Genomic DNA, 12,935 nt, shown 5'->3' on the forward strand with positions numbered 1-12,935 from the left:
AACGATGACTCTCCACGAGTGCCTTTTCGGTCTTTCTGCACTCGCTGCAATAAAGTCACCTCCTTACCTATCGGCGTGAAATTGATGAAGAGAGTCCTTAACTCTTGCCGGAGACAATAACACAACACATACCAAGACACTTCATAACTATACTATGATGGAAATAAAATGGGTTATTGCCCATTTTTTCGGAAGGCCTATCATGCAGAACGAACCGTCGAAAAGGAAGCGGGCTCGCTTTGCGGTCCTCGAGGCTCTGCTGCTTATCGCGGCCTACTGCGCCCTTGCCCTCATCGGATCGTTTGCCGATAGCGATCAGATATCGAGCCACCCCGGCCACATCCTCGCTCAAAAAATCGCCATTTTCGTCTGGATCGCGATTGCCGCACCGCTCGTCGTCTTCGAAATGTGCAGGCAGCAGCGCGAGGATCCGGCTCATTCCCTCTCGCGCGAAGAAACCCGCGCAAAAATAGTCAAGCTCGCGATAACAATGGCGGCGGTATTCTGCGTCATCTGCGTCCTTGCACTTGCGCTTCTAGAGCTCGGGCTGTTCTTCGGCAGCGTTGGCGACGTTCGCGATTTTGCCTTCCGCGCGCTGATCGCCCTCCTCGCCATATTCGCCATCGACGTACCGGATGTTCGCAGGAGCATCCTTTGAGCACGCAAACTCGGGGCCCCACCGAACACCGCATGCCGCTTCTGCCGATCGCGCCTTTGTTGGCAGCGACCTTCATTTCTTTAAAGCACGTTCGATCGGCTGAATTGCTTGAGGTTGTTGAACGTTGAAAGTGTGGCTATTCTAAAGTGGCATTTTATTTTAGACAGTCTGGTTTAATGACTAGCACGCAGACCCATCGAGTCTCCCGCGCGTTCCGCTGGAAACGCGCGGGAGAGAGTGGCAGGTGTGGCTGGCGACGGGTGCAGCGTGTGCTGGCGCTGCTAGCGCGACCCGTTGCTAGCGAGCGGCGCGTGCTAGCCGGCGCCGCCAGCAGCTGGCGGCGTGTGCTCGCGGCGCCAACAACTAGCGGCGCGTGCCGAAAAGCCCGCGGACGATCTGGTTGGCAGCGGTGCGCCCCGCAGAGCCCAAGATGCTTGTGGCGACGCGAGCCACGGCGTCTTTCTGCTTCTGGCGCTCCCTTTCGGCAGCCTTCGCCTGGCGTTCCGCCTCACGTTCCGCCGCCCTCGCCTGACGCTCAGCTTCTCGCTCAGCTGCCCTCGCCTGACGCTCGGCTTCCTTTTCCGCCGCTTTCTGCTGGCGCTCGGCCTCCTTTTCGGCCGCCTTCTGCGCCTCTTCCTGTTGCTTGGCAAACTCCGCCTTCTGCGCCTCGAGCTCGGCCCGCTCCCTTGCAAGCTCCTCGGCGGCGGCGTTCTGCTCGCGCTCGTCCTGGATCATCTCGAAGGCGCTCTCGCGGTCGATCGCGTCGCCGTACTTCGCCATGAGCGATGCCTGACCTTGGATTACAGCGGCTTTCGCCTCGTCAGACGCGGCGGCCATAAGGCACTGCGGCGGCAGGACCTTCGCGTTTTCCACGATGGAGGGCTTGCCGTCCGCATCGAGGAAGCTCACGAGCGCCTCGCCCGTGCCAAGCTCCATGATGGCGTCCTCGCTCTTGAAGTTCGGGTTTGCGCGGAACGCCTCGGCCGCCGCCTTCACCGCCTTCTGCTCGGCGGGAGTGTAGGCGCGCAGGCCGTGCTGCACACGGTTGGAAAGCTGCGCTAAAACCTCGCCGGGGATGTCGCTCGGCGACTGGGTGATGAAATACACGCCCACGCCTTTGGAGCGGATGAGCTTGACGACCTGGATGATCTTGCTGAGCAGCTCAGTCGGCATGTCCTTGAACAGCAGGTGCGCCTCGTCAAAGAAGAAGACGAACTTGGGCTTGTCGAGGTCGCCTACTTCGGGGAGCTTCTCGAAGAGGTCGGAGAGCATCCACAGGAGGAACATCGAGTAGATCTGCGGTTGCTGGATGATGTGCGCGGCGTTCAAGATGTTGACGTAGCCTTGGCCGGTCGGGTCGCAGGCGAACCAATCGGCCAGCTCAAGCGCGGGTTCGCCGAAGAACACGTCGCCGCCCTGATCCTCAACGGCGATGAGCGCGCGTAGGATGGCGCCCACGGACTGCGACGAGACGTTGCCATAGGTCGTCGTGTACTCCTTGGCGTGCTCGCTCACGTAGTTGAGCATCGAGCGGAGGTCTTTCATGTCGATGAGCAGCATCTGCCTGTCGTCGGCAATGCGGAAGACGATGTTTAGCACGCCTTCCTGCACTTTGGTGAGCCCGAGCAGGCGCGAGAGCAGCACTGGCCCCATGTCGGAGACGGTCACGCGAACGGGGATGCCGTTCTCGCCGTCCATGTCCCAAAAACGGGCGGGGCAACCCTGGTAGGTGAACCCTTCGAGGCCGAACTTGGCGATGCGCTTCTGCATGTTCTCGGAGTCGACGCCCGCCTGGCACATGCCAGTGACGTCGCCTTTGACGTCGGCCATGAAGACGGGCACGCCCGCCTGCGAGAAGCCTTCCGCCATTACCTTGAGCGTGACCGTCTTGCCCGTGCCCGAAGCGCCAGCGATAAGGCCGTGGCGATTTGCCTGGTTGAGGAGCAGATAGCAGGGGTTTTCGCCCTGCGCCATCCAAATCTTGTCGTTTTGAAGCACGGGTCCTCCTTGCGGTCGGCTGAGATTGGCCCATTATACCGCGGATCCGCAATCGGCCGATTCCGGCAGCCCGCGACCATCCCGCTCGCCTTCCTGATATATACTTTGCTCCAACGAAGAAAGGTTTTGCCTTGCTTACAATTCACTATGGAGACATGGACGGCGTCATCTACAACACGTCCGTCTTTTTCAACAACGTTTACTCTGCCGAGTGGCTCGAAGACCCTTTCGCCCAAAAGATCATCAAGGCCGTCGATCGCGGCGTTGTCTTGGGGCCCAATGCCATCGAAACGAAGGTCCTCGGCGTCATCCCGCCCGAAAAACTCTCAAGCGGCACAAAGACTTTGCTTCTCATGCATTTCATGCCCGAGAACATCTACAACGCCTCCAATTGCGGAGATAATTGCGCACGGTGGATTCTGGCAATCGGCAAGGCCCAAGATGTCACTGTCAATCTTTATCACCTCATGAACTTTGGTGAAAGGCGGTTCACCATCCATGTCGCCAACACCGACGAAGTTGTCCATTCGATGGACGAGCTTGTTCTCGTTGCAGCCAAATGCCTGAGGGAGTCCGCAAAATGAGGGGCGCCCACGACGTTGTAGTCCGCAACAATAAAGTGCAGATCAAGCTCACCGTTTCAAGGAACCTCACCATTCTTCAAGGCAAGAGCGCAACCGGGAAGACAACTCTTCTCGAGCTCATTGCCGCCTATGACGAGCTTGGAGCAAACAGCGGCGTGGTCGTTAATTGCGATGTTCCCTGCAAAGTACTCGCAGGTCGCAACTGGCTGCGTGATCTCTCGTTCATCGAGAACAGCATCGTGTTCATCGACGAGGACAGCAGCTTCATGAAATCGCACGAATTCGCGCACGCGGCACGCCGTAGCAGCAACTATTACGTGTTGGTCGCGTGCGAATCGCTTCCACAACTCCCCTACAGCGTCGACGAGATTTACGGCCTTAAGAACACCAACCGCTCAACAACGAAGTACCCCGTCTATTCGCGAACCTATGCCTCCACATACCGCATTTACGGGAAAAGCGAATTCGACGGCGCAAAGCCGCAAGTTGTCATCGTCGAAGACAGTAACTCTGGCTACGAATTCTTTGCCGTACTTTGCAAAAATAGCGGCATACCCTGCATAAGCGCAGGCGGGAAGTCGAACATCTACGATATTGCGCTCAATAGGAAAGAGCGGGATATCCTTGTAATCGCCGACGGAGCAGCATTCGGACCCGAAATGGAGTTCCTTGTATCGCTTCAACGATTCAAGCGCATTAAGCTCTTCCTGCCCGAATCATTTGAGTGGCTTGTCCTGAAATCGGGTCTATTTCCCGACAAACGAACACAGGAGATGCTTCGGAGTCCAGCCTCTTATATCGAAAGTGCCGACTTCTTCAGCTGGGAGCAATTCTTCACACACGAGCTTATCGAGAAAACGCGCGGTACTTTTCTCGCATACAGCAAATCGAGACTTAACGAATCATATCTCGCTGAGCATACGCGTGGAGCAATAGAGAAAGGCTTGCCGAATTTGGGGATTCTTCCCCAAACGGAGCAGTAAGCACTCCGAGCGCGGCCTCACCTCTGTACAAGATTGACGATAAGTTGTGAAGAAATGGTGACGGTCGCCAATATATCGCCTTGCCTGTACCGATAGTGTCGCAGGCAAGGCGAAACGCAGGCGAGTTATTCTACGTTTTTGCGTTATATGTGGAATGAAACACAGTTCCTTCACAATTTATCGTCATTTTTGTACAGGCTCGCCCGAATCGACCCGCAAGGAGAAGAAGTCGGCGCAAGAAAAAGAGCGAAGCATCCTGAAAGCAGAAAACACCCGAGGAGAGCGGAAAACGGCGAGCGAAACGACCGGCAAATCCCAACGGGAAGGAGCGAGCCATGATCTATGGGGAGGGACGGCTCAAGCCTTCGCGCGCACGGGGGAAGCAACAGCCCGACGGGAGCGCTGACCAGCGGGGTAACCGTAACCCGATGGGAGGGTCGCGGACCTGCGAGCGCACACGGGCAACCGCAACCCGATGGAAGGGGCGCAGACACGGGCGCCTTGGCGCGACGAGCGCACGCCCTCCCCTGGCTCGCTAGTGCGCCTCTGCCCAGGTGGGGGCACTCGAAACGTCGGCGATGAGGGGAACCTTGAGTTCGACGACGCCCTCCATCACCTCGCGCACCATGGCCGAAAGCGCCTCGACTTCGCCCTCGGGCACGCTGAAGTCCAGCTCGTCGTGCACCTGAATGAGCAGCTTCGCGGCGAAGCCCTCTTCCCGCAACCTGCGCGACACCTCGATCATCGCGAGCTTGATGATGTCGGCGGCCGACCCTTGCATGGGATGGTTCATCGCCGTGCGCTCGCCGAATCCGCGCAAATTCGCGTTCCCCGCGTGAAGCTCGGGAATGTGGCGCTTGCGCCCGAACATGGTCTCGGCGTACCCGCACTCGCGCGCCTGCTCGACTGTGGCGTCAAGGTATGCGCGCACGCCGGGATAAGCCTCGAAGTAGCGGTCGATCATGTCCTTGGCCTCGCCGAACGACACGCCAAGGCTCTGCGAGAGGCCAAACGCCTGCTGCCCGTAGACGATGCCGAAGTTCACGGCCTTCGCGCGGGAGCGAAGCTCGGGCGTCACGTCCTCAACCGGGATGCCGAACACGCGGCTCGCCGTCGATGCGTGGAAATCGGCGCCGCTGTTGAAGGCAGCGACCAGGTGCTCGTCGCCCGACAGGTGCGCGAGCAACCGGAGCTCGATTTGCGAGTAGTCGGCCGAGAGGAACAGCGAGCCCTCGTCGAGCGGCACGAAGCATTCGCGGATGTGGCGGCCGAACTCCGTGCGCACGGGAATGTTCTGCAAATTCGGGTCTGACGAGGACAAACGCCCCGTCGTTGTCACCGTCTCGTTAAACGACGAATGAACGCGCCCGTCGGCTGCGCGCATGCGGGGCAGCGCGTCGATATAGGTCGACTTGATCTTGGCGAGCTCGCGATAGCGCAGGACGAGCGCGGGCAGCTCGTGAACCTCGGCGAGCTCTTTGAGCACCTTCGCGTCGGTGGAATATCCACGCTGCGTCTTCTTCTTGGGCGGCAGGCCCAAAACCTCGAACAGGATATGGCCGAGCTGTTTGGGCGAGTCGACGTTGAAATCCTCGCCGGCAAGCTCGATGATCCTTGCGCGCAAACCGTCAATGTCGCCCTGCGTGCGCTCGCCGATCTCGTCGAGATGCGCCACATCGATCGCGGCACCCGTGCGCTCCATCGCGGTGAGCACGGGGACAAGCGGCAGGTCGATCTCGGCATACGTGCGCATCGACCCGTCGTCTTCGAGTGCCCGGGTAAGCGGCCCCTCAAGCGCGCGCGTCGCCGCAGCAAGCACGCAGGCGCGCTCCTCGTCGGTCTTCACCTCGGGAAGCGCTCCGCCCAGATACTCGTCGGCAAGCGCCTCGAGGGTATAGTCAGAAACCGAAGAGTTCATCACGTATGCCGCAAGGCCCACGTCGAACATATCCGCCGCGAAAAGTTGCTCGTCGGTGATAAGCGCCTCCTGCGCCGTGTCCTCGGGATACACCCGGTGCAGCATTTCCTTCGCGTCGAGCGCGGCGGCGCGCCCCTGCGCTACGACCTGGGCAAGCACCGAAATCGCGTCGTCGCCTTCGAAAACGGCTGCACCCTTCGAGGTGGAAAACGCCGCAACCGCGCCCGTATCGAACAGCGACGCCTGCTCGGGCTCGACGAACGCGACACCCACGCGCTCCCCCTCCGCTATCGCGCCCTTGACGGCGGCTCGCGCATCGGCCCCGTGCAAGACGGGCTTCCACGAAAGCGCGGCACGCTCGGCGGGCGCCTTCTCCCCCACGAGGTTCAACACGTGGGCCAAATGCGCATTGAAGCGCACGTTTTTGAAGGCGGCGGTCACGCGCGCAACATCGAACGAGGGGAACGCCGCATCCTCCAAATCGAGCTCGAAGTCGACATCGCGCGAGATGGTCGCCACCTTCCGGCTCGCGAACGCCTGGTCGCGATTGGTTTCGATCTTCTCCTTCTGCTTGCCCTTAAGCTCGCCTGTGTGCTCGTAGATGCCCTCGAGGTTGCCGTATGCGGAAAGCAGCTTCGCGGCGGTCTTGTCGCCCACCCCGGGCACGCCGGGGATGTTGTCGGACGCGTCGCCCTTAAGCCCCAGGAAGTCGGGGAACTGGGCGGGCGTGACACCGTAGCGCTCGAAGACCTCTTCAGGCCCGTAGATCGCGACGTCGGTGATGCCCTTCTTGGTCGTGACGACATGGGTAAGCTCGCTCACGAGCTGGTAGACGTCCTTGTCGCCGGACACGAGCAGCGTACGGTACCCGAGCGCCTCGTCGCGCGCGGACACGGTGCCCAAGATATCGTCGCCTTCCCAGCCGGCCACGCGCACAACCGGGATGCTCATCGCCTCGAGCAGCCCTTCCATCAGGGGAAACTGCACCTTCAGCGCGTCGTCCATCGGGGGACGCTGCGCCTTGTACTGCTCGATCGCCTCCATGCGCCACTTGGGGCGCCCCGCATCGAAGGCGCACACGATGGCGTCCGGATGCGCCATCTCCACGAATTTCAGCAGCATGGCGATAAAGCCGAAGCACGCGTTGGTCGGCGTGCCGTCGGGCGCGTTCATCGTGGGCGGAACGGCGTGGTAGGCGCGATGCATAAGCGAATTGCCGTCGATGACGGCCACAGTTTTAGCCATGGAAGACCCTCCCGAGTCGCGGTGTTCTCGGCGAATCAGTGTAGCACGGAATCGGGCGAGCCTACGGCTTCTCCAACGGCTCTGCGCGTGTCGCGGGCGTCACGGGAATCGCGAGCATCGCGCGGGCGCCTCGCATGCCCCGCAACCTTCACGCGTCTCGCGGGTGTCGCACGTCTCCCGGGCAGCGTGGGTGCCGCGGGTGTCGCCCGTCTCGCAACCTCCACGCACCTCGCGGGTGTCGCGGGCTCCACGCGCCTCGCGCACCTCGCGGGTGTCGCGGACCACGGGTGTCGCAAGCGTCGCGGGCCGCGCGCCTCTCAGGAGTCGCGGGCGTCGCGCTCCTCGCGGGCGGGCGGCTGCTCCTCCCGGTCGACCAGGTCGATCAGACGCTGCTGAGAGTTGATCCCCATCTTCCGGTAAATATGCGTGATGTGCGTCTTCGCGGTGTTCGAGCTGATGAACAGCTTCTGCTGGATGTACTCGGCGTTTCTGCCCTTCGCAAGGCACGTGAACACCTCCGCCTCGCGCGGCGACAGGTCGTACTGCTCGGCAATGGCGCGGCAGCGGTCGCGAAACGGCGAGGCGTTCTTCGGCGGGTCGATCGAGGGCGGGCACTCGGCGCTCGCCGTCATGAGGGCCAACAGGGCGTCCTCGGTTTCCGAGTCGTCGGCGCCGTAGAGCGAGAAGGCCGCGACAACGATGATCGCAATCACGCAGGACAGCTCGCCAAGCCCCTCGATCGCCACGTCGCCCGCGCGGAACGCGAAGAACGCGACGACGACGCCGAGCGCGAAGCCGGTCCATTGCGCGAGCCTTCCCATCGCGTAGCGTTTCACCGGATAAAGTTGGAACTCGGCGTTCGACACCACAAGATCGGTCCACTCCATAAGCGTCGCGTAGGCGAACGTTCCCACGGCAACGGCACCGCACACGATGCGCCCTGTGTGTCCGAAATAGGGAATGAACAGGATAGATGTTGCGACGATAGGAACGGTGAGTCGCTGCATGCCGCTCATATCCCAGCGAGATTTCGTCCGCTTCGTCGCCCAAAGAATCGCAACACCCGCGCCAACGATGCCCGCCGCCGAAGCGATGAGCACAGCCTTAATGCCCGTAAGCGCAAGCATCACGACGACGAACCCGTACGCCATCCCGTTCGCGGCGATCGACGCCGCAGCTTTAAGCGTAATGGAGGGGTCACGCTGGTAGCCTTCCATCGCCTTTAAGGCATCGGGGTCGACGCGAGAAACGAGGATGGAGGCAAGCACCATGCACGAGATCACGATGAACGCCAGGCCGAACAGACCCATGAGCGGGCTTCCCGCGCCTGCGACCAAAAGGAAGAGCGGAGTTGCCAGCGCGCCGCCGACCGCGATCGACATCGCCGTCCACTTCGGGGCCATCATGCTGAAGAGCACCGTCCACACAAGCGAGAGTGATAGTTCCCCCGCGCCGAGCAGCACCCAGACGACGATCGCGCAGGGCATGCGCCACCCTTCGGGAACGAAGCCCGCCCAGCATGCCGCCGCCAGAAGAAATGCCGGGGCGAACAGGAGAAACGAGCCGGGCAACACCAAGGGCCGCATCCTCCTGAACACGAAGTCGGGGAACTTCGCGCAAATGGCGAGAGCGGCGTCCATCACCACGCGCGAGACGATAAGGCACAGGATGCCGATTTCCAACGGCTCGAAGGACAGAAGCGGAAGCGCGGGCGAGAACACGATGTAGGTGCCCCACACCGTAAGGCACGCGAAGCCGATCGTGGCAAGCACGCACGCAGCGGATGTTTGCATCACCGGCTTTCTCTCGCCCCTGCCATCCGTCGAGTCGAGAAACGAAAGCACACTGGACGCATCGAGCTTGCCACCGGATGAGGCATCGGACGCGGCGAACTTGCCGCCAGACGCGACGCGGACCGCGCCGCCCCCGCTTTTCGACGCGGCCTCGAACGCAGCGTTGGGTGTACCAAATTCGCCGCCGGACACGGCACCAGAATTATCCATTCCCATGGAATCCCCCGTTACAAGCATGAATCACCATGCGAAGGTGACGGCATTTCCCCAGTTCAGCGGGAATCACCTTCTCGATGTGATTCATTCTTTCCCCCTGCAACCCATCATAGCAGCATCGCCGAGACATCGAGAGGCAATTTCAAGATGCGGCGAAACATCGGTCGCCAAGACGGCGGCGAAAAAACGAGAGGAGAAAGACATGGCTGAGGTCGAGAGGGAAGTCAAGAGAGCATCGTGTTTTCTGTGCCATCTGAATTGCGGCGTTCTCTGCACGAAGGAAAACGGCCGAGTCGTGAAGATCGAGGGAGATCCCGACAACCCGCACAACGAGGGATACGTGTGCTCCCGACTCGAGCATGACCGCTGGAAGGATTTCGAGTACAACCCCAACCGCTTGAAGAGGCCTCTCAAGCGCGTCGGCGAACGCGGAAGCGGCCAGTGGGAAGAAATCACCTGGGACCAGGCATTCGACGAGATGGCCGAGCGCCTTGCCAACCTTCGCGACAAGTACGGCGCCGAGACCCTGTGCTTCCTCGAGGGAACGTACCGCACGCAGTCCAACCTGCACTACAAGTTCACCAACCTGTTCGGCACCCCGAACACCGGCGGCAACGGCACCATCTGCTACAGCTCCGACATGTGGCTCGAGCCGTGCACCTATGGCGGCTTCTGCTCCGATAAGTCCGACTGGAAGCGCGCCGACCTCGTCGTTTTGTGGGGTCGCAACCCTGCAGCTTCCGAGCTTTTGAACTGGCAATGGACCCTGCGCAACATGCAGGAGCGCGGCGCGAAGCTCATCGTCATCGATCCCCGTTTCTGCGAGGTTGCCCAGAAGGCCGACCTCTTCTTGCAGATCCGCCCCGGCACCGACGCGGCGCTCGCCCTCGGCATGATCAACGTGATCATCGAGGAGGACCTCTACGACCATGAGTTCGTCGAGGAATGGTGCTATGGCTTTGACCAGCTGAAAGAGCGCGCGGCGGAATACCCCGTCGAGAAGGTCGCGGAAATCACCTGGATCCCCGCCGACAAGATTCGCCAGGCGGCGCGCATGTACGCGACGACCAAGCCCGCTTGCCTGCCTTGGGGCGAAAAGGGCGGCGACGGCTGCGGTATCAACGCCTCGAGCGCGATTCAGGGCAAGGCCATCCTGCGCGCCATCACCGGCAACATCGACAAGGTCGGCGGCGATCAGCTGACCATGCCGGGCGACCGCGGCAACACCGAGGACATGAATTTCTCCCACGACGCCCTTTCCCAGGAGCAACGCGACAAGATGGTCGGCAACGACATGTACCCGGGCCTCACCTTCAAGGGCTGGGACATCATCTCGAAGGCCTACCCGCGCTTCTACCCCTACAGCAACGCGCCGACGATGTTCCGCCAGATGATCAGCGGTGACCCCTACCCCATCAAGGCATGCATCGTGCAGGCGGACAACCCGATGCTCGCGTTCAGCAACACGAAGCTCGTGCATGAGGCGCTGAAGAGCCTCGACCTGCTCATCGTGCACGACTACTTCATGACGCCGACAGCGGCGCTGGCCGACTACGTGCTGCCCGCGGCGACGTGGCTTGAGCGCTGCAGCATCGGCTACCCGACCATGGACGTCGAGCAGGTCAGCATGGCAGGCAGCATGCCCGTCCTCGAGCGCTTCGAAGGCGGCACCGACATCGACTTCCGCGACGACTACGAGTTCTGGTACGGGCTTTCCGAGCGCCTGGGCTTTGCCGACAAGTGGTGGGGTCCGAAGTACGAGGACATGATGAACGACCAGGTGGCGCCCTTCGGCATGAAGTTCCGCGACTTCTGCGAGAAGGTGAAGTACCTGAAGGTTCCCAACGTGCCTGAGAAGTACAAGGAGCCGGGCTTCAAGTTCCTCACCCCGACGGGCAAGGTGGAGCTGTACTCGACGGTCATCGAGAAGCTCGCGAAGGAGACGGGCCGCAACTTCGATCCGCTGCCGAGCTTCACGTTCCCGCCTAACTTCCCCGAAGCGGACCCGGAGTACGCCGAGGAGTACCCGCTGTGCATGATCACGGGCGCCAGGTTCATGCCTTTCTACCACACCGAGCATCGCCAGCCGGGCGCGTATCGCAACCTGCATCCGGACCCGATCTTCGACATCCATCCGGACACCGCCATCTCGCTTGACATCGCGCCGGGCGACTGGTGCTGGATCGAGACGCACAAGGGCCGCATCAAGCAGCGCGCCCGCACCACGACGACGGTCGATCCGCGAGTGATCAGCGTGCAGCATGACTGGTGGTTCCCCGAGGAGCCCGAAGCTGAGCCGTCGCTGTTCGGCGTGTTCAAGTCGAACGTGAACGTGATTTTGGACGACGACGCGAAGTATCTCGACCCGCTGATGGGATCCTGGCCGCTCACGGGCGCGAGCGCCAAGGTCTACAAGTGCGAAGAGCAGGATTTGTAAGGATTGATGAGCCATGTGTTTCAGACCAGCATCAACGACGATGGGCGCGCGGATTTGCATGAAGTGCCACTATGTGTGCGATGACGTGAGCGCCGAGAAATGCCCGCAGTGCGGGGAGCCCTTCGAGGCTCCCGCGGCGGGGGCGCCGACAGCGGGCGGAGCCCCAGGTGCGCCAACGGGGGCTCCGGGCGCGCCAGGTGCGCCAGGTGCGCCGGACGCACCCCAAGCGCCGAGCGCGCCGCAAGAGGCAAAGTAGGGCCGGGAAGCGCTCGCCTCGGCGCCTGACGGTGACGAGGCGAGCGCTGTCATTCCATCCCACGTGAGACACCCATCCCACAGGCGCACCATCGGCCCGAGCACGCCGCCAGAGGCAAAAGGGGGCAGGAAGGAATCGCAGCTCGGAGCCTGGCAACTGGGAGACTGCGAGACTGGGAGATTGTAAGACTGCGGCACGGGACCCGACGACTGCGAAGCTTCGGCCGACGGGTCCCGACCGTTGCAGCCGATGGTTGACCTGCATCAAGCTTTCTAAGACGGACAAGCAGTCGCCAAGAAAGCACCGCAATCGCATGCTGCAAGCCACTCGCGACTACGCGGGCGGGAAGAGCGTCAAGTCCTTCCCGCCCACTTTCTTTATGCTCTCGCGTTGCAGCCCAAAGCCCCTTCGCGCCGTGCGTAGCCCGCGCCTTCCCCCCATGCAGCTCCCAACGCGCGCATACCTCCCCACGCTCGTTCGCGGCCCTCACGAAACTGTCCAGCCTAGTGCAGCCAAGAGACAAGTCGCCCGACCCCTGACTACCCGTCCCGCTCCCGCTGGCCCCGTCCCGCCTTCGGTTCCGTTCTGCTCGGGGCGCCGCCCTGGGATACGATGCCACTCTGGCAGCCTTTCTTTCTCGAAACCGGCTCGCCGTGGACAAAAAAGTTCGATATGTGAGGAGTTAGTTTTGGGAAACTTGACTTCGAAAAATCTGACCTGGGCAAACAAAGGGCATCGCGGAGACACCCGCCCGTATCGTCCTTCTCAGACTCACATATCGACCTTTTATGTCGATGTTGTCTAGCGATTCCGACAATCCCATGACCTGCGGTTTTGTGTGCGAGAA

At 61.4% G+C, this 12,935-nt stretch carries 8 protein-coding genes; 5 read left to right on the plus strand and 3 right to left on the minus strand.

Features of this window, described 5'->3' with window-relative positions; translation table 11 throughout:
- Nucleotides 1-202 precede the first annotated feature (202 nt).
- The gene (locus tag Q0G85_RS06405; RefSeq protein ID WP_297155893.1) at nt 203-658 is read left to right on the plus strand and encodes a hypothetical protein; all 456 of its coding nucleotides are present in this window, start codon (nt 203-205) and stop codon (nt 656-658) included.
- A 363-nt stretch (nt 659-1,021) separates the two neighbouring features.
- Here Q0G85_RS06405 and Q0G85_RS06410 read toward each other — a convergent pair whose 3' ends face one another.
- Entirely contained in the window at nt 1,022-2,656 is a 1,635-nt protein-coding gene (locus Q0G85_RS06410) for a helicase HerA-like domain-containing protein (protein ID WP_297155895.1), read from the minus strand.
- 131 nt (nt 2,657-2,787) lie between these two features.
- Between Q0G85_RS06410 and Q0G85_RS06415 the strand changes: the two genes are divergently transcribed.
- Together Q0G85_RS06415 and Q0G85_RS06420 are read left to right on the plus strand one after the other, a co-directional pair.
- Nucleotides 2,788-3,240, plus strand: coding sequence for a DUF4869 domain-containing protein (locus tag Q0G85_RS06415; RefSeq protein ID WP_297155897.1), 453 nt, complete (start codon nt 2,788-2,790; stop codon nt 3,238-3,240).
- Entirely contained in the window at nt 3,237-4,223 is a 987-nt protein-coding gene (locus Q0G85_RS06420; RefSeq protein ID WP_297155899.1) for a hypothetical protein, read from the plus strand. The genes Q0G85_RS06415 and Q0G85_RS06420 overlap by 4 nt, the downstream gene beginning before the upstream one ends.
- A gap of 535 nt (nt 4,224-4,758) precedes the next feature.
- Here the strand turns inward: Q0G85_RS06420 and polA are convergent.
- Both polA and Q0G85_RS06430 read right to left on the minus strand, forming a co-directional pair.
- A complete protein-coding gene (polA, locus tag Q0G85_RS06425) occupies nt 4,759-7,386 on the minus strand; it encodes a DNA polymerase I (RefSeq protein ID WP_297155901.1) in 2,628 nt (875 codons plus the stop codon).
- A gap of 317 nt (nt 7,387-7,703) precedes the next feature.
- Nucleotides 7,704-9,389, minus strand: coding sequence for a LuxR C-terminal-related transcriptional regulator (locus Q0G85_RS06430; RefSeq protein WP_297155903.1), 1,686 nt, complete (start codon nt 9,387-9,389; stop codon nt 7,704-7,706).
- A 208-nt stretch (nt 9,390-9,597) separates the two neighbouring features.
- On the opposite strand from Q0G85_RS06430, the gene Q0G85_RS06435 reads away from it, so the two are divergent.
- Nucleotides 9,598-11,832, plus strand: coding sequence for a molybdopterin-dependent oxidoreductase (locus Q0G85_RS06435; RefSeq protein ID WP_297155905.1), 2,235 nt, complete (start codon nt 9,598-9,600; stop codon nt 11,830-11,832).
- Nucleotides 11,833-11,845: 13 nt separating this feature from the next.
- The gene (locus Q0G85_RS06440; RefSeq protein WP_297155907.1) at nt 11,846-12,088 is read left to right on the plus strand and encodes a hypothetical protein; all 243 of its coding nucleotides are present in this window, start codon (nt 11,846-11,848) and stop codon (nt 12,086-12,088) included.
- The last annotated feature ends 847 nt before the right edge of the window (nt 12,089-12,935 follow it).

The sequence above is a fragment of the uncultured Ellagibacter sp. genome (assembly GCF_934617235.1).
Taxonomy (GTDB): Bacteria; Actinomycetota; Coriobacteriia; order Coriobacteriales; family Eggerthellaceae; genus Ellagibacter.

Excerpts from the sequence above, each read along its gene's own strand:
- Q0G85_RS06405 (WP_297155893.1), top strand. The coding sequence starts at position 203 with ATGCAGAACGAACCGTCGAAAAGGAAGCGGGCTCGCTTTGCGGTCCTC.
- Q0G85_RS06420 (WP_297155899.1), top strand. The coding sequence starts at position 3,237 with ATGAGGGGCGCCCACGACGTTGTAGTCCGCAACAATAAAGTGCAGATC.
- polA (WP_297155901.1), bottom strand. The coding sequence starts at position 7,386 with ATGGCTAAAACTGTGGCCGTCATCGACGGCAATTCGCTTATGCATCGC.
- Q0G85_RS06430 (WP_297155903.1), bottom strand. The coding sequence starts at position 9,389 with ATGGATAATTCTGGTGCCGTGTCCGGCGGCGAATTTGGTACACCCAAC.
- Q0G85_RS06435 (WP_297155905.1), top strand. The coding sequence starts at position 9,598 with ATGGCTGAGGTCGAGAGGGAAGTCAAGAGAGCATCGTGTTTTCTGTGC.
- Q0G85_RS06440 (WP_297155907.1), top strand. The coding sequence starts at position 11,846 with ATGTGTTTCAGACCAGCATCAACGACGATGGGCGCGCGGATTTGCATG.